Genomic DNA, 24847 nt, shown 5'->3' on the forward strand with positions numbered 1-24847 from the left:
GGTCCGTTCAGATGGAGTATTCAGCGGCCGAGCCGTTCATGAGCGTGGCGTTGACCCGGTTTTCGGGCAGCCCGAATGCCGTCACGATGCGCGCTGACATGTCCGGGATCAGCGCCTTGCCCGCCAGGGCAATGAACGCTGCCAGATGACTGACCGGACGGTCTTCGGCGAGCCGCGTGCGGGTGATGGCAATCACATCCAGCAGCACCTGAGCCAGGCCTTTCATGGAGAACTGCGCAGGTTCGGCAGCCCTGCTCCACTGCAGGCGAAGCGCCTCAAGCAGACCGGCATCCGCCCCGCAGATCCCGCTCCACCAGCTGTGATCGTGGTTTTTCCCGGCCTCCAGCAAGGCGGGGAAAAACTCGTCGAACAGCTCTTTGCGCCATTGTTTAAAGCGTTGCAGGCGGAAATCGCCCTCACTTTCTTCGGGCGCGATGCTGGCCAGGTACAAGCGCGCACTGTCGGCACAGGCTTCGCGTGCCAGGTCGCCGACCCAGATCGCGTGATTACGACTGGTGGACAGGTTCAGGCCATCAAGTTTGAGAAACTGATTGGGCATGAAACGCTGCTGCACCTTGATGTCACGCAGCGCCGACAGTTGCGCCGGGTAGACCACGGCGTGACTGAACACACAGTCGAAGCCGAGAAAATGCACCAACGTGCCCTGCCCCGACTGCCAGTACTGGCGAAACAGCTCCGGACGTCCAACCTTGTCAGCGTATTCACGAAACGCCGCCATGTAACCGGCCAGCCCCATGAACCAGGTGTGTACGCGGCATGAGCCGTCGGCGTGCAGGTCGAGACCTCCGTCACCCGGACGCGTCACGCCCCAGTCATGCAAGTGCTCCAGCGTGTCGCGCAGCCAGCCATCGAGAGGCTTGCGCCACTGACGCCCAAGCAGCCGCTCGCTCAGCAGTGGCTTGAAGGCCGCCAGCTTGAGAAAGGCGCGATGAGCGGTTTTCCAGTGCGACGGCTGTTTGCAGAGCTTGCAGTGCAGCCCGGTCATCAGCTCGGCATCAGGGGCCTGGGCGCAGTTTTCGCATTGACTGGCATCGGACTCGGCACCGCAGTAGTTGCAGTGCCCCCGGGCGAACGCTTCGTAACCCCAGACCTCGCAGTCAGGGCAGTAAGGTTCGCTGGCGTCGCGATACTCGATCAAACCTGCGTCGCGCAACGTATTGAAGACTTCAGCGACCGCCTCGGCGAACCATGGATTGTTGTAGGGGCGCATCCAGTGATCAGGCTGGATATTGATCGCCGCGAGCGAAGCCTCGATGCGGTCCGAGTTACGATTGGCCAGCGCCACCGGGTCGACATCCAGTTCCCGCCCCTTGCGCAGCATGTAGGACTGGTAGTCATCCGAGTAGGACACCAGCACACAGTCGTGGCCGCGCTGACGCTGAACGCGGGTAAATACGTCAGCGGCCAGAAACGGCCCGGCGATATGGCCGATATGCAGATCGCCGTTCGGGGTCGGCGGCGTGATCGTGACAATGAACTTAGTCATCGAGGCACCCCGTGGTCTCGCTGTGCTGCGCGACAAAGGCGTTGACGTAGTTCATGTCCCACCACACCACGTAAAAATGGAAGTCCTCGGCAGAATCGTTAATGACGTAATGATGGGTGTGCTTCGGAATCGCGGCGATGTCGCCCACGTTGAACTCCATCTGCCTGTCCCCCACCACAAGCCGGGCGCTGCCCTTGATGGCAATGAAGATTTCCTGGTCGATCTGGGTGTGCGTTTCGCTGCGGGTGCCAGGGCGGACCACGCACCAGCCGCCCGCAAACGGCATCGGGTAGCCGTCCCACGGCAATAGGCGGCTGCCATCGAGGCCGTATTCTGGCACCAGCGCATCGAACGCGGTTTTACGGTGTATATCGAACTTTTCCATGCTCTTTTCCGTACGTTTCCAAGTGCGGCAAAGCATGAAATTGTTACTGGATGCTGGCTATCTGATTGGCGGGTACGTCAGGGGCGAGAAATCGAATTTGCGGATGGCTGTCGACACAACCAAGCTTGCTATCTTTTTTGCTAATGGCTGGTATCGATAACGCTAATAATTGAATCGAGGAGGGTGATGTTACCGTTGGCGGCGATGAAACGAACACTTCTTCCAGCCCTGCGAATCCGCGTCGCAAGGCCGCTGAATCTCTGCTCTGCTTCATCACTCCTTTGGTTAGATCTTTAAGCCACCTCACGTTGCGTGAGGTGGCTTTTTTTTGCTCGGCAGTCAGGCTGCTTACAGATCAAACCCGTCCACAACGTTGCGACGTTCATTTTCGCTGCGCATGTCGTAGCTGGCGGTGGTCGAGATATGCGTGTGATGGGCCAGCTTCTGAGCAATCGACAAATCATATTCTTCGATCACCCGGGTGATGAACGAGCGACGAAAGTCGTGGGGCATGATGTTGACCCCGACCTCACGGCCACGCTGCTTGGCGATGAAATAGATAGCGTGTTTGGTGATTCGCTCGCGGGTGATATGGCTGCCCCGCCGAATACGGTTGAACAGGAACGGGTCATCGCCCTGCCCCGGCTGCAGGCACGAGCGACGCAATTCCAGCCAGTCATTCAGCGCCTTGAACGCCCATTCCGGAGCGTATTTGATCAACTGTTTATTGCCTTTGCCCAGCACCCGCAGGCTGCGCTCGGCAAAGTCGATCTGCGACAGGTCGAGGTTCACCGACTCGGACTTGCGCATGCCTGATCCATACAAAATGGCGATGATTGCAGCGTCGCGCCGCCCTTGAGGCCGCGGGTCCGCCGCGCAGGCTTGCATCAGCTCGCGGATCAGGGTGCGGCGAATATTACGCCCTTTGGCCAGCCGCGTGCCGCTTACCGGCTTGATCGAGCGGATTTTCAACAACTGGTCATGCGTGATCAGGTCGTGCCGCCAGGCCTCGTTCATCACGCCGCGAATGGCGTTCACGTACAACGAGGTGGTGTTGGGTGCGTAGTCATCTTCACGCAGCGTCGCGACCAGTGCCGTCACGTGGCCCGGCTGCAAAGTGTGCCAGGGGATGTCATGGATATCGACATCGGCCATGCCCAGCCGGTCGGCAGCATCCTGTAGCACGTAGGTCATGGTCAGGCGGCTTGAGGGAGCAAGACGGTCAAGATAGAGCCGCAGCGGCTTGTTGACATCCGGCAGTGAAAACGGGCTGACGACGGGGGCGGACGGGTTGGTGTGGGGGTCTTCCGGCATGTGCAACTACGCCTTTTCTGGTGCAAGCGCAGGCGAGCGGCTCCCGCACTTCTGATTCATGTTCAAGACAGCTGTATTCAAGCGCCTGACTTTAGCACGGCCCTGAGAGCAATCCTCGGTAACATCCTGACGCTTGAACAAAACCTCGCCTGGGTTAGGCTTTTCGCCGATTTTCAAACCCCAGGTCGAACAGGTCTCTTGATTGTGTCTCTTGCCACCCCACTCCCTGAACGTCGCCGGGCGGCGGCCGGTTTCTGGTTGCTGGCCCTCCAGCTCAGTCAAGGCAGCGAAGCGCAACGACTGGCGAACATTCGGGTCGGTTTTGCACCCGGTTGGGTCCGCGCGATGCATGACGCCTTCGCGTTGGGGCCCAGGCAAATGGAAAGTCTGTTCAACCTGTCGACATCGACGCTAGAGCGGCGCCAGCGTCAGCAGCAACCGCTGGATGCAGTAGCGTCGGAGCGTCTGGACCGCGTGGCAATGCTCGCCAGTCATGCCATGCGCGTGTTTGAAACGCCCGAGCGTGCCGGACACTGGATGATCACCAGCAACGTAGCGCTTGACGCTGGCACTCCACTGCAAGCCTGTGAAACCGGGATCGGCGCGGCTCAAGCGCATCGAGCCTTGGCTACGCTTGAAAGTGCCGGAGCGGTACCGAATCAACGTGCGGTATCCACCACCACTCGCCCGCGCACCTGACCGGCAATCAGTTGCGGAGCAATGTCGATCACCTCACTCAAGCCCACCTCGCGGCTGATCAGCGGCAGCAGCGCCGGGTCCAGGTCGGTCGCCAGTCTGGACCAGGCTTGCAGTCGATCAGCGCGGGGCCGATTGACGCTATCAATGCCGGCCAGGGTAACGCCACGCAGGATGAACGGCGCGACCGAGCCCGGAAACTCCATGCCCTGCGCCAGACCACAGGCCGCCACCACACCGCGATAACGGATCCCGGCACAGACATTCGCCAAGGTGTGACTGCCCACCGAGTCAATCGCCGCCGCCCATTGCTCCTTGGCCAACGGTCGCCCTGGCTGCGACAGGGTTTCACGATCAATCACTTTCGCTGCGCCGAGCGTTTGCAGGTACCCGCTCTCCGAAACACGCCCGGTAGACGCGATCACTCGATAGCCCAGCCTGGCAAGAATGGCGATGGCAAAACTGCCCACGCCGCCATTGGCGCCGGTCACCAGCACTTCACCGTGGTCCGGCGTCAGGCCATGCTTTTCCAGCGCGATCACGCTGAGCATGGCCGTATAACCCGCTGTACCAATGGCCATCGCCTGCGCGGGAGTAAAGGCTTCCGGCAGCGGGATCAACCATGCGCTTTGCAAACGGGCTTTCTGCGCCAGACCGCCCCAGTGACTTTCGCCGACACCCCAGCCATTGAGAAGGACCTTGTCACCGACCTTGAACGCGGCGGTTTCGCTGGCTTCCACTGTGCCCGCCAGGTCAATCCCAGGCACCATTGGAAAACTGCGCACAATCGGGCTCTGACCGGTGATCGCCAGTGCATCCTTGTAATTGAGCGTGCTATGCGACACGCGCACGGTCACATCGCCTTGCGGTAGCTGAGCCTCGTCGATATCGGTCAGGTTGACTCGATACCCTGCTTCGTCCTTGTCGATCAAAATGCCTTTGAACATGTGCGCCTCCAATTTAGACCGATCGTCTTTAATCAGCCCTGAGAAAATCAGTGTTGAACCATCATTGCGGCAACCCGCGAAGGTAACCGGCGATGAATGTATTCAACGGAACATCGCTTTTCACCAGCCGGGCACGTAGCACGGCCCCTTCCCAGCCAATCCAGAAAAAAGCTGCCAGCTCGTCGCAATCGGCCTCTCGGGACAGCTCGCCACTGGCCTGCGCAGCGCGCAGGCAACAGGCGAGTTTCGCTTGCCAATCGAGCAGGATCTGCTCCAGACGCTCACGAAATCCGTCCGGCAACAGGCAGATTTCCTGCCCCAGATTACCGACCATGCAACCGCGTCGGTAATCATGGCGCGCCATGCCGCCTTTCGCGCTCTGCACAAACCCGACCAGCCGCTCCAGTGGTGACAGCGACTCGTCCAGCAGCCAACGGTCGAGGCGTTGGGCGAAATAGCGGGCGTATTCATCCAGTACCGCCCTGCCAAACGCATCTTTGCTGGGGAAGTAGTGATAGAACGAGCCCTTGGGTATGCCGACTTCCTTGAGGATGAAATCCAGCCCGGTCGCCGAGAAGCCCTGCTCAGTGAGCACTTCCAGACCGCGCCGCAAAAGCACCTCACGGGTCTCCAGGTTGTCGCGGTCCACTTTGGGTGGCCGCCCGGGGCGTCTGGTTTTGATGGGTAATTCAGTCATGGGTCGAATATTAGACTGATCGTCTCTTATGTCAATCGACCCTTGCGGTTGCCAAATTGTCCTGCCTCACGCTCAATGGCTTTCTGAACATCGCGATACGCACGGAGACAGGCATGAGCCGCTGGCCGGATACCCGCATTCTTGAATTGTTCAACATAGAACTGCCCATTCTCCAGGCCCCCATGGCGGGCACAACCGGCTCAGCCATGGCGATTGCCGTCGCCAGGGCTGGTGGCCTGGCAGCGTTGCCGTGCGCCATGCTGACGCCGGATCAGATCCATGAGGAAGTGGCGACCTTTCGGCAGCACAGCCACAACGCCCCGCTGAATCTGAATTTCTTCTGCCATCAACCACCGGCTCACGACGCTGCCCGCGCTGAACGCTGGAAGCAGGCACTCAAACCTTATTACGACGAACTGGGCGCTGACTTCGACGCGCCCACACCGATTTCCAACCGTGCGCCCTTCGACAACGACAGTTGCGCACTGGTCGAAAATATCAGGCCTGAAGTGGTGAGTTTTCACTTTGGCCTGCCTGAGCACGCCCTGCTGGATCGGGTCAGAGCGACCGGCGCGAAAATCATCTCGTCGGCCACCACTGTCGAGGAGGCCGTCTGGCTTGAGCAGCAGGGATGCGATGCGGTGATTGCCATGGGCTACGAAGCCGGTGGCCATCGCGGTCTGTTTCTCAGTGATCAACTGCACACCCAGGTCGGCACTTTCGCGCTGGTGCCGCAGATCGCCGATGCCGTACATATTCCGGTTATTGCAGCAGGCGGTATCGCCGACGGGCGCGGTGTCGCGGCGGCGTTTATTCTGGGAGCGTCGGCCGTGCAGCCCGGCACGGCCTACCTGTTCTGCCCGGAAGCCAAGGTCAGCACCCTGCACAGGCAGGCGCTGCAACACGCGACGGACAGCCAGACCGCGCTGACCAACCTTTTCACGGGGCGCCCGGCACGCGGCATTGTCAACCGCATCATGCGTGAAATCGGTCCGCTCAGCCCCCTTGCGCCGACCTTTCCTTTGGCTGGCGGGGCCTTGATGCCATTGCGTGCAATCGCGGAAAAACAGGGCAGCGGCGACTTCACAAACTTCTGGGCGGGCCAGGCAGTCGGGATCAAACATCAACTGGGCGCCACCGAGTGGACGCGACAACTGGCTGAAAACGCGCTGAAAATTCTCAGCGGCCGCTGAAAGAGCGCTTTCGGAACAGGGTGCAATCGCTATATATTTAAATATATAGCGATTCGCCTCCTTCACATGGCGTGCGTTCTTATCCCTCACGGAGCTGTTTCATGCAATCAACCACGCTGCGCGCCACACTGAAGTTCTCGGCACTTGCCTTCACCGCGTTCGTAACTACTTCCGCTTTCGCCGATGAAGTACAGGTTGCCGTAGCCGCCAACTTCACCGCACCGATTCAGGCCATTGCCAAAGACTTCGAGAAAGACACAGGCCACACGCTGGTCGCCGCGTTCGGTGCCACTGGCCAGATCTACACACAGATCAAGAACGGTGCGCCGTTCGAAGTGTTCCTCTCAGCCGACGACACAACGCCCGCGAAGCTTGAGCAAGAAGGCGACACCGTGAAGGGCTCGCGCTTCACCTATGCCATTGGAACACTGGCGTTGTGGTCAGCCAAAGAGGGCTACGTCGACAGCAAAGGTGACGTACTCAAGGCCAATCAGTATCAGCATCTGTCCATCGCCAATCCCAAGACTGCGCCTTACGGCCTGGCGGCAACTCAGGTGCTGAGCAAATTGGGGCTGACCGAGGCCACCAAAGCGAAGATTGTCGAAGGTCAGAGCATCACCCAGGCTTATCAGTTTGTTTCCACCGGCAATGCCGAGCTGGGTTTTGTCGCGCTGTCGCAGGTTTACAAGGACGGCAAGCTGACCAGCGGATCGGCGTGGATCGTGCCGGACTCGCTGCATGACCCGATCAAGCAGGACGCCGTGATTCTCACCAAAGGCAAGGACAACGCCGCCGCCAAGGCGCTGGTCGAGTACCTGAAGGGCCCGAAAGCCGCGGCGATCATCAAGTCCTTCGGATACCAGCTGTAAATGCCTCTGGGGAGTGCCGACATCGCGGCGATCTGGCTGACGCTGAAACTGGCGTCGCTGACCACCGTCATCCTGCTGATCATCGGCACGCCCATCGCCTTGTGGCTGGCGCGCACCGACTCGTGGCTCAAGGGGCCGGTCGGTGCAATCGTCGCCCTGCCCCTGGTGCTGCCGCCCACCGTGATCGGCTTCTACCTGCTGTTGCTGCTCGGACCCAATGGCCCGATTGGCCAGCTGACCCAGAGTCTTGGCCTGGGAACGCTGACCTTCAGCTTCACCGGCCTGGTGATCGGTTCGGTGCTGTACTCGATGCCCTTCGTGGTGCAGCCGCTGCAAAATGCCTTCGCAGCCATCGGCACTCGCCCTCTGGAAGTAGCGGCCACCTTGCGCGCCGGGCCTTGGGACACGTTTTTCAGCGTAATTCTGCCGCTGGCGAAACCCGGTTTTATCACCGGTGCGATTCTGGGCTTTGCGCACACCGTCGGCGAGTTCGGCGTGGTGCTGATGATCGGCGGCAATATTCCCGAGAAAACCCGCGTGGTGTCGGTGCAGATCTTCGATCACGTCGAGTCTATGGAGTACCTGCAGGCGCACTGGCTGGCCGGCGCGATGCTGGTGTTTTCCTTTGTGGTTCTGTTGGCGCTCTATTCCAGCGGCAAGTCCAGAACGGGATGGAGTTGAATCATGAACTCGCCGATTGAAGTCCGCCTCGAGATGGCCTACCCCGATTTTACCGTCAGTACCGACCTGACCCTGCCCGGCTCGGGCATCACCGCGCTGTTCGGGCCGTCCGGCTCGGGAAAAACCACCTGTCTGCGCTGTATTGCCGGACTGGAGAAAGCCCGACAAGGCTTTATTCGCGTAAACGATGAAGTCTGGCAGGACAGCGACAAAGGCATCTTCCTGCCGCCGCACAAACGCGCCATCGGCTACGTGTTTCAAGAAGCCAGCCTGTTCGCGCACCTGTCGGTGCGGGCAAACCTGGAATTCGGGATGAACCGTATCCCGCGCCAGCAGCGCAGTATCCAGCTCAAGCAGGCGACCGAACTGCTCGGTATCGACCACCTGCTGGAGCGGCGCCCGGACAAACTGTCAGGCGGAGAACGCCAGCGGGCCGGAATCGCACGCGCCCTGCTGACCAGTCCACGCCTGATGCTCCTCGATGAACCGCTGGCAGCGCTGGACGCCAGACGTAAAAGCGAAATCCTGCCGTATCTGGAGCGCCTGCACCGCGAGCTGGAAATCCCCATGCTGTATGTCAGCCACGCCCAGGACGAAGTCGCACGCCTGGCAGACCATCTTGTGCTGCTGGAAGAAGGCAAGGTGCTTGCCAGTGGTCCCATTCAGGAAACCCTGGCGCGACTCGACTTGCCGCTGGCCATGGGCGACGACGCGGGCGTGGTCATCGAAGGCCTGGTCAGCGCCTATGACCGCGATTATCACTTGCTGAGCGTCACCCTGCCCGGCAGCGAACTGTGCATGCGCGTTGCCCATGCCGAAATGCCGTCAGGCACCCTGTTGCGCATCAAGGTGCAGGCCCGTGACGTCAGCCTGAACCTGCAACCCGAAGACCAGAGCAGCATTCTCAATCGACTGCCAGTCACGGTGCTGGAAGAGATGCCCGCCGATAACGCAGCACATGTTCTGGTGAAACTGGACGCAGGTGGCACGCCCCTGCTGGCACGCATCACCCGCTATTCACGAGACCAATTGAAGCTGCACCGGGGTCAGCAACTGTGGGCGCAGATCAAGGCAGTTGCCGTACTGGCATAGCCATGGCCTGGCGCTGCATGGAAATAAACGGCACCACGGTAAAACGTCGCGGTCAGTGTTTTTAACTGCCTTCGGAATTTAGCCATGCCTGACTCGACTGCCCTCAGCCAGCCCGCCAGTGACCTGCACTACGTAGAAGACACTCAGCCGGGCCTTACGCGCAAAATACTGCGCGGCAAATTCGCCTACTTCGACACCCAGGGCCAGCGCATCAAGGACGAGGCAGAGATCAAGCGCATCAACGCCCTGGCGGTGCCGCCCGCCTACACCGACGTGTGGATCTGCGCCGACCCGATGGGGCATTTGCAGGCCACCGGACGTGACGCTCGCGGTCGCAAACAGTACCGCTACCACCCGCGCTGGCGCGAGATTCGCGATCAGGATAAATACTCGCGAATGATCGACTTCGGCCACGCCTTGCCCAAGGTGCGCAAGCAGATCGAAGCACAACTCGCCCAGCCGGGCATGGGTCGGGAAAAAGTCATGGCGACGGTTGTTTCGCTGCTGGACGCGACGCTGATCCGCATCGGCAACAGCCAGTACGCCAAGGAAAACCGTTCCTATGGCCTGACCACGCTGCGCAACAAACACGTGGAGGTCAAAGGCGGCCAGATCCTCTTCGAGTTTCGCGGCAAAAGCGGTGTCGAGCACAAAGTCAGCGTAAAAGACCGCAAACTGGCCGCCGTGATCAAACGCTGCATGGAACTGCCGGGGCAGAATCTGTTTCAGTACCTGGACGAAGATGGCGTGCGCCACGCCGTGACCTCATCGGACATCAACGCCTACCTGCAAAGCCTCACCGGCGCCGACTTCACCGCGAAGGACTACCGCACCTGGGCTGCCAGCGCACTGGCCCTGGCCACCCTGCAAAAGCTGCACTGGGAACCGGAAGCCGACGCCAAAAGACACATCGTTGACATGGTCAAAGCCGTGTCCAAACAACTGGGCAACACCCCCGCCATCTGCCGCAAATGCTACATCCACCCGGCCGTGCTGGAAGGCTTTCTGCTCGGCAACCTGGCCAAGCTGCCACGCTCCAGACAACGCAAAGGGCTGCGTCTGGAAGAAGTGGCGCTGGCCAGCTACCTGCGAATATTGGCGGACAAGGTGGGCGTCGTGGCGAAAGAAGGCAAATCCTGAGCGCTATCGGGTGTGCAGTTCAGACGTTGATGCAGTGATTATGTGTAGCTTCATGATTTGCCAAGCATTTCTGACAGGCAGGAAAGCGATATCTCGCAGCATTTGAGGTGCTTTCACGCTTGCTTCATGGGGGCCGGGTGTATATATTCCCTGCCTTGGCGCTACCGCCCCGATGGCGAAATTGGTAGACGCAAGGGACTTAAAATCCCTCGTCCTTTGGACGTGCCGGTTCGACCCCGGCTCGGGGCACCATTTAAAATCAAGGGGTTATGAGGCTTTAGTCACGTACCCCTTGAGCTTCATAATCCGCAATAACTAATGCTGCACCGCAATTCGTCGTAAACCCTATCCTCCGGCGTCCTGCCGACGAACACCACTCCACAAATCCAAATCGCTCAACCACTGTATGCGCATACAGACATAAGATTCGCCAACCATGAACATTGACTACGCCGACGACTGGCCATTTTGCCCCACATAGGAGATCAAAATAAAAAGGCCGCCATAAGACGACCTCTTTTCAGCATGCACTATGCACTAGTCATCCAAGCTCAGTTCGCTTTTGAAGTCAGGAAAACATTTGTTGAATTCAATCTCGACTGCCAACTCTGGGTTGCTTGCCCGCAATACGGGATCAAGCCTTCCCCATCCAACCCGGGGCCATACATCAATCTTGGAGGTTTCAATGAATGCGTAATCGCCATCGGGTAGCTCCACCATGGAACACCCTATCTCCCAAAGAGCGCCCTTGAATTCCTGTAGAAACTGAGGGTCCAAATTAGCCCTGCCGGATACCATCTTCAGATTTTGCTTGCTGAAGCGAAACCGACTTATGTGGCGATCTTTTTCAACGCCATACGTGTCAGCATTTACCAACAGCGCCTGGGCGGTAGCTGCGGCAGAAAGTTGTTTCCTAAGACTAGACATAATCATTTCCAATTTGGGGAGTCATGCCAGTTTTCAACTGGCGGGGGAGTGTTCGTTACGAACAGGCCACATAGTGCCATACTCACCAAATAATGCAACTATTCGCTAGATTTTATAGCTAGATCATATTTTTTTGATTTTCTGCTTCATTTATTATGTTGCGCCATGAAATGGCAGTGTCTGATTATGTGGCGCACTACGGGGTCTGCCGCTCTACGGCCTCGTCGACCTTATCTGCTACCTTGCGGGCTGTCTCTGCCGCTCTGGTGGCCTTGCCGGCTGCGTCCTCAACCTTCCCTGCTGCATCGGTCGCGGTCTTGACCAGCTTGTTCTCAGGCGCATTTCGCGCTGCACGGTGGCCTCGTCGTAACCCCGGCGAACTTCGGCGACCTGGGCGCTATACCAGCTTGCCAGCGACCATTGAGAAGCACCGAAGCCCAGCGCGAACGAGCCAGTTACCAGTAGCGAGGCAATCACCCACACTTCCAGGCGACGCCACCAGCGCCGGGCGATGAAATCAATTTCGCATCTCTCCATCGGTTGAGTCCTCCCAACTTTGTACGTAGGCGGGCAATCTCTGCACTCTGCGATGTGACCTTGTCAGTGAGTTGAGTGATATGGCTGGTCAGGGCTTCGATCTTGCCCTCCATCCGGCCGACAGCAGCAGCGAGTTCGTTGCGCTCTTTGGCGAACTGGTCAGATCGGGCCTCGGCCTCTTTGCGAGCCAAGCGCTCAAAGTCGAGAAGTTCGTTCAGTCTGCGGACAGTGCCGATACCGGCGTTGTCCATGGCGCTGTCGGTCGCTTCCCAGGAGAGGAATTTCCTCAACTACAGGAAGCCATCCAGCAGGATTGTGCCCGTAACCCCTAACTTTCATATTGAGCCTGCCGGTGATCGGCGGGCGGAGATGTGCAATGCCTTTACCCTACGAAAACACCACCAGCGGTGATAAGGCGTTCGCTGAAATTCAGAAAATTCTCGGCCGTTTCGGATGTGACAACTACGGAATCATGCACAAGGCCAAGGAGCAGCTAACCCTGGTGCAGTTCGAACATCATGGCCGGACTGTTCAGTTGCCCGGCGACTGGGGCGGTTAGCCCAGTAATGAAAGTCCACGCCAACCGCTAGTCTGTGGAGTCCGTATCAACTCGGAGTAAAAGTGCGGGTCAGCGCGTAGAGAAAATCAGCGCTCCAAACTGGTGCGCTGATAGTCAAAATTTCCAAGGGACGTAAGCGTTAATTTACTTTGGAAATTCAGCCAAAGATGCTCAGGATTTCTTGATTTTTTCCGTATGCCTCCTTGGGTATTAGTAGTACATCTTTAGGATTGAGCAAAAGAACAATATCTAAATTATCAAATACGGAAAATTCAGTGGCATATTTTTGGAACCTTTGCCCATTTGGCATCAAGCAGTTATAAAAAAGCACTACCAATTCATAGTCTGAAAGAAGTGAGCGAGCGACGTTGCCTAGCCATTTCTTGTTTATATGATTACTCTCGGACAGAAATCTAAAAAGACTATATAGACTTCGAAAATACAAACTGAGATCGCCACGATGCTTGTCCCAAAGTTCACGATAAGCTTCCCTAATTTTGTTTTCTTGGGTAGTTGACGTGGCTTTTGAATACTCACGCTCCATAATCTTAGCCCATGACTTAAAACAGTCGCGACCTTGAGTAACAATCTGAACACTTTGATTTGATACAGTTTGGTAATGAGTCTTCTGCAGATCAAAGCCATTCACAACCTCTTGCTGCAATCTGAGCATATTGTAAAACTGAGACTCAACCTGCTGACGTACCGATTCAGCTTGCCCATCTCGCAGATCTTTTCTTTGCAGCAAAACTGTGATCATCACACCAGTGAATGCCAAACCTGAAAATAAAGCATTTAAAGTTCCAAACGCATCTCCAAACGTACCGGCTCGCACTCCAATAAAGGAGTTATTGACCTCCGCCTCAGTTGAGAATCCGCTGTACAAAAACCAAAAGTAGGCAATATAAATTCCTACTATTGTCAAAATAACCAACGCTATGGCTAGGCTAATACCGAGGACGCGTTTCATAAATCTCCTTGCTCCGACCCCATGCCGGTCATCATCTATAGCTCACCCCCAACCAATTCGCCACCACCGGCTACCGGAGGGCGGCGCCTACCTGAGGTAAACGAAATGCCTGTACGTCATAGCGTCATCCACAAAATCGACAAGAAGCCTGACGGCAGCCCGGCCGTTCTGTTCCTCGACGCTACCGAGCAGGTCGAGAGCCAGGCCCGCGATGATCTGATGAGTCAGCTTAACGAAAGCTACAACGCAACCGCAGGCAAGGATGGGGTTTCTTCCACCCACAGTCCGGCGCTTTCCCGTTTAGCGGCTGGCTCGGAGAGTACCTGGCCGGCGATATCGACTTCCTGGAATTCAGCGCCAGCGCCGTCGAGCACCTGACCAAGCTGATGGATGAGTCGAACCTAACCACCGGCGTACACGCCCTCTTCTGCCACTAACAGCAACACCTGACCGACTACCTGGTTATCGCTCTGATGCAGGAAACCGAAGCGGTGACCATGACCGGAGAGCTGGCGCTGATGGTAGTGAACTGCCTCGACCTCGACCACATCCGCCTGGCTGCGCGCATCAACGTGAGCGAGTGGCAGAACAACCCTCAGTCGAAGCAGTACATCTCGTACCTCAAGGGTAAGCAGGGTCGCCGGATCAATGATTACTTCCGCGACTTCATTGGATGCCAAGAAGGCATCGACGGCCCGGGCGAAACGCGCACGTTGCTGAAGGCGTTCAGCGACTTTGTCGAGAGCGAGGACATGGCAAACGAGGCCGCTTGCGAGAAGACCAGCACCTTGGTCAGCTACTCCATGACCCAAGCCAAGCTGGGCGAGCCCGTTACCCTGGACGAATTGTCAGGCCTGATCGACGAAGACCGCCCGAAAAACTTCTACGACTTCATCAAGGCGAAGGATTACGGGCTTTCAGAATCCCTGCCGCCGGACAAGAAGACCCTCAACACATTCCGGCGATTGACCGGCCGGGCCGAGGGTATGTCGATCAGCTTCGAAGCGCACCTTCTGAGTGACAAGATCGAGTTCGACGAGGCCGGTGGCACGCTGACGCTGCGCAACCTTCCCACCCAGCTCACGAACCAGCTCAAGCACACCGCCGCCTGAACCGCGGCCCCCGATTGCTCTGGACGCCAACATTGCTTCACTCAACGCCATACAACTGCGCTGGGTGGGTAAGGACGTGCAGCGCGAAGAAATCGCGCAAGAGTTCGAGTCGATGCTCGAAGCCAAGGCAGGCGATGCTGCTCAATTGGCCTTAGGAAGCTTCTTGGCCTAACAATTGATATTCCTGCGCCACGTCTGAAATAAAGTTAATTGTGGCGCAGGAGTTTCACCCCAGAAAAATGCGGATGGCTGATAAGCATGCTGGCGAGGGGTAACTCCCCTGTGAAAAAGCTACCACTATTCTCCTCCCCCGGACTTTTTCTTCTTTATAACCTCAATTAATTCATCTATTGAACAGCCTTTTTGTCGTTTGATCAGCGTATGGGCGAGCCAGCATACACACCACAAAAGAAGAAGCATAAAGAATGCTTGCCATACAGACGAACCGACACCAAACGAGTCTCTGAAGGTTGATGTGCACAGGACAAGCGATATTGCGAGCACCAAACTGGCCGGTGTATGCCAAGCCCTTGAGCTTTCGACCCTCGTTAAATGCTGGATTAACGCTAATTTTAGCTTGTCATTTGTTGTGCTAATCACCTCTTGAGAAGTATTCTCATGAATGTCATCAACGTTTATAGAGAACCGAATTTTTTCATTGCTCATTCTTCGGACCCGCCATAATCTGAAACTCGATACGGTGCGATGTCTTATACCCATAAACAGTGCCTAGGATGTAAAAGTTACGGCCCATATTATCTTCTGCAAACTCTATGGGGTTAACTATACTGTGCCCTGTAGGTTTATTGAAATTTCGAAATGTGAAAATACACCTCTCCACACCATCGCCCTCGACCCCTTCAAAGCTCATACTTGGCTTGTCAGTGGAACCCGGCTCCCTTTCAAACTTAAAGATGCAAAAGAACTTTTCGGACTCCCCTACATCCAAATCAAATTCAACGCTATCGCCCTCAGGCACTAACAGGCTGGAGGCCAAAATCACCTCATTACCGCCGACTCTTAAAGCACTCACTACCTTCTCCCTAAAATAAAAAACTGGTGCCCATCGCGACAGCAAAATGTGATTTTTTTCGTCGCGGCACATAATGCATGGAAGCTGCATTGGCGCCAAGATGAACGCGCTTCATTTCTTCCGGGTTTTAGATAAATCCCGCCACGAACGAACCCTGCTTGCACCTCCATATCAGGTTGTCATTGCCAAATCTCCGACACTCAAGCACGGATTTCTCTTACATACAAACCATCTTATTGCGCTGAAAACCTCGGCAGGCGCATGCCTGGAATTCGATATGAGCCAGTTCCACCAGATACTGGTAGGCGACTGCATCGACATGATGCGCACGCTGCCAGATGAAAACGTGCGCATCTGCATTAACACCCCGTCCCCGCCCTTCAGCAGGATAAAAACGGCGTCCATTGATCTAACCCAGACTACATGCGGAACTGGCTGACAAGCCTGTTCAGTTCGACAGCAAGCTTGGTCAATTCTGATGTCGCAATAGCTGTCTGACTTGACCCATCGGAGGCTTGGTTGGAGAGGTCGCGAATGCTTACCAAGCTGCGATCAACCTCCCTCGCAACCTGAGCCTGCTCTTCCGAAGCCGTTGCAATCAGCACATTCCGCTCTGTGATGTTGTCGATGAACTCCGTGATTTCGACTAACGCAGATCCGGCACCATGAGCGGTATCGAGAGTTTTTTGAGCTTGAGCGTTGGTGTTGCTCATTGCAGATACAGCAGCTCCTGTACCCTTCTGTATCGAGCTGATCATCTGTTCGATCTCGCTCGTCGACTGCTGGGTACGATGGGCCAGCGCTCTTACCTCATCCGCAACCACTGCGAACCCCCGGCCAGCCTCACCGGCTCGAGCAGCTTCGATTGCAGCGTTGAGGGCAAGGAGATTGGTTTGCTCAGCGATTGCGCGAATAACGTCCAGGACCTTACTGATATCAGTCGCCATAACGGCAAGCCCTTGCACTTCCTGAGTGGCGACTTCGACGCTACCAACCATTAGGCTGATGGCCTCGACGGTTTGATCTACACGTGCGCGTCCGGACACAGCTGAAGAATTTGAACGAGTAGCAGCCTCAGATGCTGCCGAAGCATTTCGAGCGACTTCCTCTACGGCGGCACTCATTTCGGTAACGGCAGTGGCGGCCATCTCTACTTCATTGTTCTGCCGCTGCATGCCTTTGTTGGCGTCTTCGGTGACAGCGTGCATTTCTTCCGCAGTTGAAGCCAACTGATTGGAAGAGTCAGAGATAGAGGAAAGCGTCATACGTAACCCGCTTTGCATGGCTTTCAAGGCCATCATGAGCCGGGCGACCTCATCGTTTCCTTGAGGCTCAATGACTTCGGTCAAATCGTTTTTGGCAATGCGTTCAGCGATGTTCAGAGACTGGCTGACAGGGTAAGTGATGCTACGCGTGTACATCACTGCAAGAATAATTGCTGCAATCGTGCTCGCTGCGATGAAACCTCCAACAATCAGCTTCGTTTCCTCATACAGAACAGTCGCGTCCTCGCCGGCCTTCTTTGCCTTAGCGTTGTTCAGCTCAATGAGGTTCTTTATAACGTTTGCCACGGAATCAGCGGACTGCTTCATAGCTCCGCTGGATAACTTAACGGCTTCGTCAATATTTGCTGCGGCAATCAGACCCGTGTACTGTTCTTAGAGGACCTTATATTCAGGATAGACGTTGGACAGCTCGTTAAAAAGTTGTTTACCTTTCGGAGTTACTATGAGTGGCTGAAGTTTAGAAATTAAATCATCTACTGCCAGTTCGGATTTTTTTATATCTTCCAAAGCCGTGGCTTTGCGATCAGCAGGTTCAACAGGGTTACGCAGCCTGGCGTTGCCGCCCCTAATGCTCACAAATTCACGATCCATCATTCCCAAGAACGAGATGCTTGGTACTACGTTAGTTTCAACATATTTTTCTGCCGCATTCAAGTTTGATGTCTGTCTTAGCGCAATCAATCCCAGCGCGAGAATCATCAGACAGAACAACCCAAAGCAGACAGCAGATCGAGGGGCAAGAGTAAGTTTGCGCAGTATCATGTCTATAACTCCAGGTAATGTCCCCCTGTGTCGACAAGAAAGACCCCATCACGACCGCCGCTCGTCGGCCACAGTCGATTGCGGCTACAAACGGCAGGTTCAGACACCTACAGCTATTGTAAGCGCATGTTTCATATCTTCCGAAACACATAAATTTGGCGATTCAATTTAAATTAAGCATGACTGCGCCAACTCAGACCGGTTGTTTTGGTATGAGAGGTAGTAAGTCGAATCCACCCTTCTTCTCGAAAATTATAAATCGACTACTCACGCCACCCCGGCGAGGATGAACTATGTCCGCTCACCAGCAATACCCGCCCCTGCAGTACGGAAGCGTGTGCAGCGGCATTGAGGCCGCGACCGCAGCATGGCACCCGCTGGGCATGGAGCCGGTGTGGTTCGCCGAGATTGAACCCTTCCCCAGCGCCGTGCTGGCCCACCACTACCCTCGCACGCCGAACCTTGGCGACATGACGAAGCTCGGGGCCCTGGTCCTGGCTGGCAAGATCAAAGCGCCGGACGTGCTCATAGGCGGAACGCCGTGCCAGGCGTTCAGTGTGGCCGGCATGAGGCAGGGCATGCTCGACCCACGCGGCGCCCTCACCATCAAATATGTGGAGCTTGCAGATGCAGTTGACCATGTTCGAACCAGTCGAAACCAACCCGAAAGCATCATCGTCTGGGAGAACGTCCCCGGTGTCCTTTCCGACAAAGGCAACGCCTTCGGATGCTTTCTTGGCGCGCTGGCTGGGGAAGAATGCGAGCTGCAGCCTCCAGGGAAACGATGGCAGGACGCTGGTTGTGTATATGGACCCAAAAAGAACAATCCCGTGGCGGATCTTGGACGCCCAATATTTCGGCCTGGCCCAACGACGCCGCCATGTGTTCCTTGTCGCAAGTGCTCGAGCAGACTTCGATCCCACCGCGGTACTTTTTGAGCGCGAAGGCGTGCCCCGGGATACTGCGCCGCGCCGAGGTGAGGGGCAAGATGTTATCGGAACAGCTTCTTTCGGCCCTGCACTCCAGTCCAGGATGCGGGAATGTGTTCAGCGAAGAGCCAGGCCATTACGGATGCCCGAACTGCGAAGGCGATGAAGGTCCGGCGGTGAATATGTTCGGCGGGCACGGTTTGTCAGGCTCGGTTGAGCGATCGGCAATGCCTACGGCCAACGAGATTACGTCGCTCTAACCCTTAGTCCCGATTAGACAGTCATCCCTCATAACCCCAACGCACAATCGCCCAGGTGGTTGGCGCACCCGGAAAGGGCAAACGCGATCAACGCGAAAGCTTGTAGCTTCATCAGGTCCTTCTCCATAATCCCAGCCGTATCCGCAGATTAGTGACTCACAGCGACTTAGGAAACCCAGGAGATCGACGCGTGGAGCAGGGAACGAACCTTTTTGAGCTAGCGGGATTCGCGTTGATTCTGCTGGTAGGAGTCATCTTAAGCGTGCGCGGAGGTAACCGGTGGGAAGCCGGAATCAATGCAGACTTACAGGCGGCGCTGAAGAACCTGCATATCGTTAGCTATGAATTGCTTGTAGATCGAACCGTAGCCCCTGGCTCGAACGTGTATGCAGAGGTTTACCGGATATTACGCGATCAGGACGACCGGTACTTTCTGTACATGCTGCTTGATGACGCCAAGGGGGTGATGAAGCCACTGACAAAGGAGCGAGCTCTTTTGGCTGTGAAGATGAGTCCCTACCAAAAGAACGCTTGACCTACTGAATGCTCGACTCCTGAATACCAGCGGCCTGACCAAACTACCAGTACATGTATCCCGCGTCTTTCTTGGTCACATCAATAGCTTCAGCGGCAATTGCGCAAATGTCTATGCCGCCAGGTCTATTGGCGATCGGCCCCGTGATGCTTCCCTGTGGCGCGATCTCCTGCTGCGTACAGCATTTGAGCAGCAGTTAATCTTTTCCCGCTGTTCCATCTGGGCTTCACTGATGAAGCGGAGAGCAGCCCGTTAGATACGCATAACTGCATCCTTTTATACATCAGGAGCTGCTTATCCCCCTTTCCAAAAAAGCAACTATCAAAACATATAGTTAATCCGAAACACATTCCCCTCCGGATCCAGCAACACCGCCTGATACCAGTTGTAATACGTCAAATATGGCGCCTTCACCAACCTGGCCCCCAAATCCACGGCCACTGGCACCAGACGGTCCACATCCGCCTGTTCATCAACATCGATATTTAGCAGAAACCGGCAGCCGGTGCTGCCTTCGAACTCATCCAGCCCCAGCAATTCGTAAGCATCGAGCGCATTGAAGCCGATGCAGGATTTGCCGGTGTCCAGCCCGCGAAAGATCGGCGACCTGATCGACTCGATTTCACTGAAGCCAAACAGCTCCGAATAAAAACTGCTCAGGGCAACAATGTCCTGAGCAAACACGTTTACGTAAGACAATGTATTCATGTCAGGCCACCTTGCTGCCGCCGAAGGTCGTCTGTTTGACGAACTTGGCCAGCAAGTGATCGCCTGAGGTGACTGGCGCATGGCGAGGCGTTGCGCCGGGTGGCAGGCAGCCGGGCAAGCACTGGATCAGGGTGTCGTAGTTGGGCTGGTGGAAGAACACCAGTGATTGACGGCGGTTGTCCTGCTCGCTGGTCATGGGCGGGTTGACGACGCGATGCAAGGTGGAGATCCACTGATCGTTGGTCCACTGCATCATCAGGTCGCCGATATTGACCACGAAACCGTTTTCGACATAGGGCACATCGACCCATTCGCCCTTCTGGTTGCGGACCTGCAAACCGCCCAGCGCGTTGTCGGGACGCACGATGGTCAGGCTGCCGTAGTCGGTGTGCGCACTGGCGCGTAGTTGCCCGGCTTCGACCTCGGTCTTGATGTCCGGGTAGCTCAGGCTGCGAAACATGCTGATGTGCCGATCGATCTTGTCATCAAAGAAACACTCGTCCAGCTCCAATGCCAGCGCGAACAGGCGCATCAGCGATTGGGCCAGCTGACTCATCGCCTCGAAATACTCTCTGTAAGCCTGTTGAAAGCCTGGCACCTGCTCTTCGGCGGGCCAGACGTTGGGCGCGAAGTGTGGGCCTGCGATGGCGTTGTGGTAGTAGTCTTCGGCGGGCACATCACTGGGCCCGATGGAGAAGGATTCCTTCAGGTCGCCCGGCGCACTCTCTTCCAGTGAGTACGAAAGACTCTCCTCAGCCACCGCGCTATAGCCCCGCACCATTTCCGGGCTTGGTCGGTCGACTTTGCGCTTTTCGGCGAGTGGCAAATCGAAGAACTGGCGGGTCAAGCGTGAAACCCGCTCGATCAGCTCAGCTGGAATCTGGTGTTCGGTGATCACCAGAAAGCCAATGTCCTTACACGCCTGGTTGACCGCCTGCGCCACGGCTGCCTTGCCGTCCGGTGTTCCTGAAAAATAGGGAGCAAGGTTGATGATGGGCACATATTGCAGAGTCATACGGCTGATTCCTCTCGCTGACACAACGCGGAAAAGGCTCACCGGCGAGGGTGAAGGTCAGCGAGGCAAGAGCAGAAACTGTGCCATTGATAAAATCCACAATACTTACAAGGAGTTAGCATTTTGTGCGTGCATTTCAGATCAAACGGTCTGAAACAGAGCGCATGGTTTGAATGCGTGCGCACTGAAAACGGGCCAAAACTGCGCACAGTGTCTGCGTTGCTAAGCGCTTTCGATACGTTGAATCACATCAGCCGTGGTCGTGACTTCGCCGAACTCATAGGCAATGGTGGTCAATGCAATACGCTGAACCTCTTCTGCCGATACGGCGCCGAAGCCCACGTCGGGGTAGTCCATGGCCGCGTTTGCATCGCTCAAGGCGATGACTTTGTACTCGCGGTGCACGCCGTCCCTGATGGTGGTTTCGCAACAGACATTGGTGACCGTACCGCAGACAATAATGGTGTCGACATCACGGGCACGTAATACGGTGTCCAGGTCCGTATTGTGAAAGCCGCTGTAGAACAGTTTGTCGATGATTACATCACCAGGCCGGGGCGCCAGCGCCTCAATGATGTCGACATCCGGGTCATGGCGCGCGAGGATCTGGTCGACATTGGGGTAAAGATCACGCATACGCCCGGTATCCGAGCCATCACCGCGCACGATATGGCGCAGATACACCACCGTCACCTGAGCGGCACGAGCGACATGGAGTAATGTCTGGATGGGCTCGACAATAGCAGCGGTGTTCCTGACGTACAGCGCGCCCTGCGGCTCGCAGAAAACTTTTTGCATGTCGACGACGATGACGGCTGTTCTGCCGGGCTTGATCGGCCACCGGACAAGGGGTTTGCTCATGGAAATCACCTCGATTGAGCTTAAGGGCTGGATGAGCCTGGCAAGCAATAATCGTGCTATTGGCCATTGAGCCGATCTGAGTCCACCCCACCAAGAGCTAGATGCGTACGGCCACCTGCCGAATCAAACAGTGACAAACGCCATGTGCTCTGCGTGATCAGTCTGGCGTCTCAAGCTCATTGAGAACAAAAGGGACGTTGTTATGGAATCGAGTGATGTGACATTAAAGAAGTCGCTAATAACAGGTGCGCATCAGGTGAAAACCCACTGCATATTACTGCTTGCTCTGACCCTGACCGGATGCGGAACAATCAATACCGTGTTCAGGGCGGACTCTGTCGCAGGAGAGAAGCTCACCCACTGGAAGTCCCATTGCTCATCGATACCCCGAGTCTACAGCGGGGTCATGCTCGATTTCTGTGAACTGCACGCGGAGCCGCAAACAACCAGCGCTTATCAGCCGCGCAACGATCCTGCCTGGGTCTTGCTCGATATGGGCGCATCCGCAATCGCCGACACCTTGGTGCTGCCTTACACGATTTATCAGCAGAACCAGTATGGCTCCATTAATGCGAGTCGGTTTGAGTGACTGTGCGGGTGAGTGGTGCTCTCCAGGGCACCGCTCGTTCCGCACGCTCCAGCGTGGGAACGCCTTTCTCGACGCTCTGCGTCGCAAGGGGACGCGGAGCGTCCTGAACGGTACGCCAACGCAGAGCATTGGCATGAGAGTCAAATGAGAAAATTGCGGAACCCCTCACTTTCCCGCGCTCAATAAAAAACCCCGCAGACGTTAATCTGCGGGGCTTTAAATAGTGGAGGCCGAGGTCGGAATCGAACCGGCGTAGGCGGATTTGCAATCCGCTGCATAACCATTTTGCTACTCGGCCTCAAACGTCGAATGTTCTACTGCAACATCAAACGTATTTTGAACTGCATGGGAAACCACTATTTCTTTGGCTTCCAACCCATTGAATCTTAAGGGTTTTTTTCAATTCCTCGTTCAGGAATGGACGCAATTCTCTACTGCTTCGCATGCCATGTCAAGAACGAGGCGAAAATAATTACCCCGCCGGTCTAGCGCTCGATAGGTGTGTATGGTCGAAAGAACGCTGACCCCATCCATTGTGGCGCTTTTTCGGTGGTCAGCGGCTCTGCGCGTTGATAGCTGCTGGCGCGTTTCGAATAGCCCTTGTGGTCATACTCGGCGATGTACGGATACGGGAATACCTTGCGGGTGCGGCCTCGGTTGGCGACGTCATCCTTGATCAGGAACGCAGCCGCCGATTGCTGTGCCGGGATCTGCCTGTTGCCCGCCTTGTCGGGCATCGCCTGTCTGGCGACGATGACGTCGGGTGCCTGGCCTTTTTCGACCCAGGCCATTACCGGTGTCAGCAGGTCAACCAGGCTCGGCCCTTCCCCGCCGCCGCAATGGTAGACGCCAGGCAGCATGTACAGGCGTTCGAAAGACTCAGCGCGCGCCTTGCCCATCTGCGCTTCGACTGCTTCGTGGTAGGCCAGCGTGTTGAGCGGCGAGATGTTCGGGTCGGACCAGCCGTGCCAGAGGATCAGCTTGCCGCCACGGTTGGCAAATGAGGAGAGATCGGGGTTGGTAGCGTCATACAACGCGTGCAACGGGCGCAGTTTATCGAACGTGCTTTTATCGATGTTCAGCGTGCGAAGGTCGAAATCCGCTGCGGGGTTTTTCTCGAATACCACGTTGCGAATTGCCTCTGACGCAGCTTTTTCGCTGTAGGCAGGCTGATCAGCAGCCACCGGCACGAACACGCCCGCCCAGGCCAGTTCCGAACCGGGCTGCGGGCCGCCAAGGGTCAACCGCTCGCCACTGGCGGGATCTTTCGGGCCTTCGTAAAAGCGTTTGACCGCAGCGACTTCGGGCTCGCTGAGGCAATTGCTGGTGTCCGCCGCAGTCTTGCACTGCAGCACAGCAGGATCGAAGTTGCAGATACGCGGGTCCGCGATCAGGCCATCAATCTGCCCGTCCAGCACGTCGCACTTGGCCAGCACCGCCTTGTGCAGCAGCAGCGGCAGCTTTGCGGCCAGCAGGATCGGTTTGCCATCCGGCCCGGTGTTGGAGCGGGTCATCCAGCCGTGATACAGCGTTTTCTGCACCTGAAAGTTGAGCGCCGGGGCACCGGCAATGATGCCGTCGAAATCATCAGGGTAGCGCTGGGCTTCGATCAAGGCTTCGCGGCCGCCATCGGAACAGCCGCTGAAATAGGCATATTCGGCTTGCTGCCCGTAAAAGGCGCTGATCAGCTTCTTCGACGCCAGCGCCGTGAGATGAACAGCGCGATGGGCGAAGTCGATCCGCTTTTGCGGGTCATCGCCAAAGGTGGTGTCAGATGCCTGATGCCCCATGTCGGTGGCTGCCACGGCGAACGCGCCAGTGTTCAGCGGCCTGCAGCGCTCGGCGGCGCGCACTGTCGTGTTGATGTTCCCGCACAGCCCGCCACATCCGACTTGCAGGTAACGTTGCGCCCAGCTGCCGGTCGGCAGTTCGAGCCTGAAACCGATCTCCGGTGCCAGCCGTCCCTCCACCACACAGACTGCAATACCGGCGCGTGTGGATTCGCTGGCTGACACTACGCGACTACCCTGCCCGCCAATGTCGCTGAGCTCCAGATCGCTTAACGCAGCACAGGCCTTCACTGGCTTTACCACTGCGAGTTGGGCGATGTTGCCGCTGGCCGCTGAAGCCGAAGTTCTGGCCTGAGCCGGAACCTGAAAGAGGACTGAGCTGGCCAGCAATATCAGGATATGGGTGTATCGGGGTAGCGTGGGTTTCATGAGAACTCCTGTTCATGAAGGATC

Annotated in this window: 24 protein-coding genes, 2 tRNA genes and 4 pseudogenes; 13 read left to right on the forward strand and 17 right to left on the reverse strand. The window is 56.6% G+C overall.

Annotation, left to right across the window (positions count from 1 at the left end):
• Nucleotides 1-7: 7 nt before the first annotated feature.
• The 3 genes from I9H07_RS12190 to I9H07_RS12200 form a co-directional block, all read right to left on the reverse strand.
• Nucleotides 8-1507 carry a methionine--tRNA ligase gene (locus I9H07_RS12190; RefSeq protein WP_236425199.1) on the reverse strand — a complete coding sequence of 500 codons (1500 nt, stop codon included), beginning with the start codon at nt 1505-1507 and terminating at the stop codon, nt 8-10.
• Entirely contained in the window at nt 1500-1892 is a 393-nt protein-coding gene (locus I9H07_RS12195; RefSeq protein ID WP_024674154.1) for a cupin domain-containing protein, read from the reverse strand. Before I9H07_RS12195 ends, I9H07_RS12190 begins: the two co-directional genes overlap by 8 nt.
• A gap of 348 nt (nt 1893-2240) precedes the next feature.
• A complete protein-coding gene (locus I9H07_RS12200; RefSeq protein ID WP_058393013.1) occupies nt 2241-3206 on the reverse strand; it encodes a site-specific integrase in 966 nt (321 codons plus the stop codon).
• A 204-nt stretch (nt 3207-3410) separates the two neighbouring features.
• Between I9H07_RS12200 and I9H07_RS12205 the strand changes: the two genes are divergently transcribed.
• Nucleotides 3411-3905, forward strand: coding sequence for an antitoxin Xre-like helix-turn-helix domain-containing protein (locus I9H07_RS12205; RefSeq protein ID WP_236425200.1), 495 nt, complete (start codon nt 3411-3413; stop codon nt 3903-3905).
• Here I9H07_RS12205 and I9H07_RS12210 read toward each other — a convergent pair.
• Entirely contained in the window at nt 3866-4849 is a 984-nt protein-coding gene (locus I9H07_RS12210; RefSeq protein ID WP_236425201.1) for an MDR family oxidoreductase, read from the reverse strand. The genes I9H07_RS12205 and I9H07_RS12210 overlap by 40 nt on opposite strands.
• A 61-nt stretch (nt 4850-4910) precedes the next feature.
• Nucleotides 4911-5546, reverse strand: a complete 636-nt coding sequence (locus I9H07_RS12215; RefSeq protein ID WP_236425202.1) for a TetR/AcrR family transcriptional regulator — start codon at nt 5544-5546, stop codon at nt 4911-4913.
• Between the two features lie 113 nt (nt 5547-5659).
• Here I9H07_RS12215 and I9H07_RS12220 point away from each other — a divergent pair, with 113 nt between their 5' ends.
• The 6 genes from I9H07_RS12220 to I9H07_RS12245 all read left to right on the forward strand — a co-directional run bounded on the left by I9H07_RS12220 (nt 5660) and on the right by I9H07_RS12245 (nt 10773).
• Nucleotides 5660-6739, forward strand: coding sequence for an NAD(P)H-dependent flavin oxidoreductase (locus I9H07_RS12220; RefSeq protein ID WP_236425203.1), 1080 nt, complete (start codon nt 5660-5662; stop codon nt 6737-6739).
• Nucleotides 6740-6840: 101 nt separating this feature from the next.
• Nucleotides 6841-7608 (forward strand): molybdate ABC transporter substrate-binding protein, encoded by a 768-nt coding sequence (modA, locus tag I9H07_RS12225; protein WP_236425204.1) that lies wholly within the window; start codon nt 6841-6843, stop codon nt 7606-7608.
• Nucleotides 7609-8289 carry a molybdate ABC transporter permease subunit gene (gene modB, locus I9H07_RS12230; protein WP_024674147.1) on the forward strand — a complete coding sequence of 227 codons (681 nt, stop codon included), beginning with the start codon at nt 7609-7611 and terminating at the stop codon, nt 8287-8289. It abuts the gene before it with no gap.
• A 3-nt stretch (nt 8290-8292) separates the two neighbouring features.
• A complete protein-coding gene (modC, locus tag I9H07_RS12235; RefSeq protein ID WP_024674146.1) occupies nt 8293-9381 on the forward strand; it encodes a molybdenum ABC transporter ATP-binding protein in 1089 nt (362 codons plus the stop codon).
• Between the two features lie 84 nt (nt 9382-9465).
• Entirely contained in the window at nt 9466-10521 is a 1056-nt protein-coding gene (locus I9H07_RS12240) for a DNA topoisomerase IB (protein ID WP_024674145.1), read from the forward strand.
• A 166-nt stretch (nt 10522-10687) separates the two neighbouring features.
• A tRNA-Leu gene (locus I9H07_RS12245) sits at nt 10688-10773 on the forward strand.
• Nucleotides 10774-11058: 285 nt separating this feature from the next.
• On the opposite strand, the gene I9H07_RS12250 is transcribed toward I9H07_RS12245, so the two are convergent.
• The 3 genes and pseudogenes from I9H07_RS12250 to I9H07_RS12260 form a co-directional block, all read right to left on the reverse strand.
• A complete protein-coding gene (locus tag I9H07_RS12250) occupies nt 11059-11448 on the reverse strand; it encodes a hypothetical protein (RefSeq protein ID WP_236425205.1) in 390 nt (129 codons plus the stop codon).
• A 196-nt stretch (nt 11449-11644) separates the two neighbouring features.
• Nucleotides 11645-11985: pseudogene (locus I9H07_RS12255) on the reverse strand (hypothetical protein).
• A complete protein-coding gene (locus tag I9H07_RS12260; protein WP_236425206.1) occupies nt 11922-12275 on the reverse strand; it encodes a DUF3450 domain-containing protein in 354 nt (117 codons plus the stop codon). The pseudogene I9H07_RS12255 and the gene I9H07_RS12260 overlap by 64 nt, the downstream one beginning before the upstream one ends.
• 86 nt (nt 12276-12361) lie before the next feature.
• Here I9H07_RS12260 and I9H07_RS12265 point away from each other — a divergent pair, with 86 nt between their 5' ends.
• Complete coding sequence (locus I9H07_RS12265) at nt 12362-12544, forward strand: hypothetical protein (RefSeq protein ID WP_236425207.1); 183 nt, start codon at nt 12362-12364, stop codon at nt 12542-12544.
• Between the two features lie 157 nt (nt 12545-12701).
• On the opposite strand, the gene I9H07_RS12270 is transcribed toward I9H07_RS12265, so the two are convergent.
• Complete coding sequence (locus I9H07_RS12270) at nt 12702-13514, reverse strand: putative phage abortive infection protein (protein WP_236432775.1); 813 nt, start codon at nt 13512-13514, stop codon at nt 12702-12704.
• 105 nt (nt 13515-13619) lie between these two features.
• On the opposite strand from I9H07_RS12270, the pseudogene yejK reads away from it, so the two are divergent.
• A pseudogene (gene yejK, locus I9H07_RS12275) lies at nt 13620-14626 on the forward strand (nucleoid-associated protein YejK).
• Nucleotides 14627-14923: 297 nt separating this feature from the next.
• Here the strand turns inward: yejK and I9H07_RS12280 are convergent.
• Complete coding sequence (locus I9H07_RS12280) at nt 14924-15292, reverse strand: hypothetical protein (RefSeq protein WP_152531731.1); 369 nt, start codon at nt 15290-15292, stop codon at nt 14924-14926.
• On the reverse strand, nt 15282-15659 hold the full coding sequence (locus I9H07_RS12285; RefSeq protein WP_152531730.1) for a DUF6864 domain-containing function: 378 nt from the start codon (nt 15657-15659) through the stop codon (nt 15282-15284). The genes I9H07_RS12280 and I9H07_RS12285 overlap by 11 nt, the downstream gene beginning before the upstream one ends.
• 100 nt (nt 15660-15759) lie before the next feature.
• On the opposite strand from I9H07_RS12285, the gene I9H07_RS12290 reads away from it, so the two are divergent.
• A complete protein-coding gene (locus I9H07_RS12290; protein WP_024674140.1) occupies nt 15760-16098 on the forward strand; it encodes a hypothetical protein in 339 nt (112 codons plus the stop codon).
• Here I9H07_RS12290 and I9H07_RS12295 read toward each other — a convergent pair.
• Nucleotides 16079-17707 (reverse strand): annotated as a pseudogene (locus tag I9H07_RS12295) (methyl-accepting chemotaxis protein). The gene I9H07_RS12290 and the pseudogene I9H07_RS12295 overlap by 20 nt on opposite strands.
• Nucleotides 17708-18000: 293 nt before the next feature.
• Here I9H07_RS12295 and I9H07_RS12300 point away from each other — a divergent pair.
• Together I9H07_RS12300 and I9H07_RS12305 are read left to right on the forward strand one after the other, a co-directional pair.
• A pseudogene (locus I9H07_RS12300) lies at nt 18001-18709 on the forward strand (DNA cytosine methyltransferase); the annotation flags it as partial.
• A 377-nt stretch (nt 18710-19086) separates the two neighbouring features.
• A complete protein-coding gene (locus I9H07_RS12305; protein WP_024674139.1) occupies nt 19087-19431 on the forward strand; it encodes a hypothetical protein in 345 nt (114 codons plus the stop codon).
• Between the two features lie 321 nt (nt 19432-19752).
• Here the strand turns inward: I9H07_RS12305 and I9H07_RS12310 are convergent, their stop codons facing one another.
• The 3 genes from I9H07_RS12310 to I9H07_RS12320 all read right to left on the reverse strand — a co-directional run bounded on the left by I9H07_RS12310 (nt 19753) and on the right by I9H07_RS12320 (nt 22015).
• On the reverse strand, nt 19753-20139 hold the full coding sequence (locus I9H07_RS12310; protein WP_024674138.1) for a VOC family protein: 387 nt from the start codon (nt 20137-20139) through the stop codon (nt 19753-19755).
• Nucleotide 20140: 1 nt separating this feature from the next.
• A complete protein-coding gene (locus I9H07_RS12315) occupies nt 20141-21154 on the reverse strand; it encodes an isopenicillin N synthase family dioxygenase (RefSeq protein WP_236425521.1) in 1014 nt (337 codons plus the stop codon).
• A 222-nt stretch (nt 21155-21376) separates the two neighbouring features.
• Nucleotides 21377-22015 carry an isochorismatase family cysteine hydrolase gene (locus I9H07_RS12320; RefSeq protein ID WP_236425522.1) on the reverse strand — a complete coding sequence of 213 codons (639 nt, stop codon included), beginning with the start codon at nt 22013-22015 and terminating at the stop codon, nt 21377-21379.
• Between the two features lie 202 nt (nt 22016-22217).
• Here I9H07_RS12320 and I9H07_RS12325 point away from each other — a divergent pair, with 202 nt between their 5' ends.
• Complete coding sequence (locus I9H07_RS12325; RefSeq protein WP_024674135.1) at nt 22218-22604, forward strand: YceK/YidQ family lipoprotein; 387 nt, start codon at nt 22218-22220, stop codon at nt 22602-22604.
• A gap of 224 nt (nt 22605-22828) precedes the next feature.
• Here I9H07_RS12325 and I9H07_RS12330 read toward each other — a convergent pair.
• Nucleotides 22829-22902: transfer RNA gene (locus I9H07_RS12330), tRNA-Cys, on the reverse strand.
• A gap of 187 nt (nt 22903-23089) precedes the next feature.
• Nucleotides 23090-24823, reverse strand: coding sequence for a tannase/feruloyl esterase family alpha/beta hydrolase (locus tag I9H07_RS12335; RefSeq protein ID WP_236425523.1), 1734 nt, complete (start codon nt 24821-24823; stop codon nt 23090-23092).
• Nucleotides 24824-24847 lie beyond the last annotated feature (24 nt).

It is taken from the genome of Pseudomonas syringae (assembly GCF_023278085.1).
GTDB lineage: Bacteria > Pseudomonadota > Gammaproteobacteria > Pseudomonadales > Pseudomonadaceae > Aquipseudomonas > Aquipseudomonas syringae_Q.

Coding starts and splice junctions, on each gene's coding strand:
- I9H07_RS12290 (WP_024674140.1), top strand. CDS start 15,760: ATGAACGCGCTTCATTTCTTCCGGGTTTTAGATAAATCCCGCCACGAA.
- I9H07_RS12240 (WP_024674145.1), top strand. CDS start 9,466: ATGCCTGACTCGACTGCCCTCAGCCAGCCCGCCAGTGACCTGCACTAC.
- modB (WP_024674147.1), top strand. CDS start 7,609: ATGCCTCTGGGGAGTGCCGACATCGCGGCGATCTGGCTGACGCTGAAA.
- I9H07_RS12190 (WP_236425199.1), bottom strand. CDS start 1,507: ATGACTAAGTTCATTGTCACGATCACGCCGCCGACCCCGAACGGCGAT.
- I9H07_RS12215 (WP_236425202.1), bottom strand. CDS start 5,546: ATGACTGAATTACCCATCAAAACCAGACGCCCCGGGCGGCCACCCAAA.
- I9H07_RS12250 (WP_236425205.1), bottom strand. CDS start 11,448: ATGTCTAGTCTTAGGAAACAACTTTCTGCCGCAGCTACCGCCCAGGCG.
- I9H07_RS12210 (WP_236425201.1), bottom strand. CDS start 4,849: ATGTTCAAAGGCATTTTGATCGACAAGGACGAAGCAGGGTATCGAGTC.
- I9H07_RS12325 (WP_024674135.1), top strand. CDS start 22,218: ATGGAATCGAGTGATGTGACATTAAAGAAGTCGCTAATAACAGGTGCG.
- I9H07_RS12320 (WP_236425522.1), bottom strand. CDS start 22,015: ATGAGCAAACCCCTTGTCCGGTGGCCGATCAAGCCCGGCAGAACAGCC.
- modC (WP_024674146.1), top strand. CDS start 8,293: ATGAACTCGCCGATTGAAGTCCGCCTCGAGATGGCCTACCCCGATTTT.
- I9H07_RS12310 (WP_024674138.1), bottom strand. CDS start 20,139: ATGAATACATTGTCTTACGTAAACGTGTTTGCTCAGGACATTGTTGCC.
- I9H07_RS12200 (WP_058393013.1), bottom strand. CDS start 3,206: ATGCCGGAAGACCCCCACACCAACCCGTCCGCCCCCGTCGTCAGCCCG.
- I9H07_RS12195 (WP_024674154.1), bottom strand. CDS start 1,892: ATGGAAAAGTTCGATATACACCGTAAAACCGCGTTCGATGCGCTGGTG.
- I9H07_RS12315 (WP_236425521.1), bottom strand. CDS start 21,154: ATGACTCTGCAATATGTGCCCATCATCAACCTTGCTCCCTATTTTTCA.
- I9H07_RS12270 (WP_236432775.1), bottom strand. CDS start 13,514: ATGAAACGCGTCCTCGGTATTAGCCTAGCCATAGCGTTGGTTATTTTG.
- I9H07_RS12335 (WP_236425523.1), bottom strand. CDS start 24,823: ATGAAACCCACGCTACCCCGATACACCCATATCCTGATATTGCTGGCC.
- I9H07_RS12280 (WP_152531731.1), bottom strand. CDS start 15,292: ATGAGCAATGAAAAAATTCGGTTCTCTATAAACGTTGATGACATTCAT.
- I9H07_RS12220 (WP_236425203.1), top strand. CDS start 5,660: ATGAGCCGCTGGCCGGATACCCGCATTCTTGAATTGTTCAACATAGAA.
- modA (WP_236425204.1), top strand. CDS start 6,841: ATGCAATCAACCACGCTGCGCGCCACACTGAAGTTCTCGGCACTTGCC.
- I9H07_RS12265 (WP_236425207.1), top strand. CDS start 12,362: ATGCCTTTACCCTACGAAAACACCACCAGCGGTGATAAGGCGTTCGCT.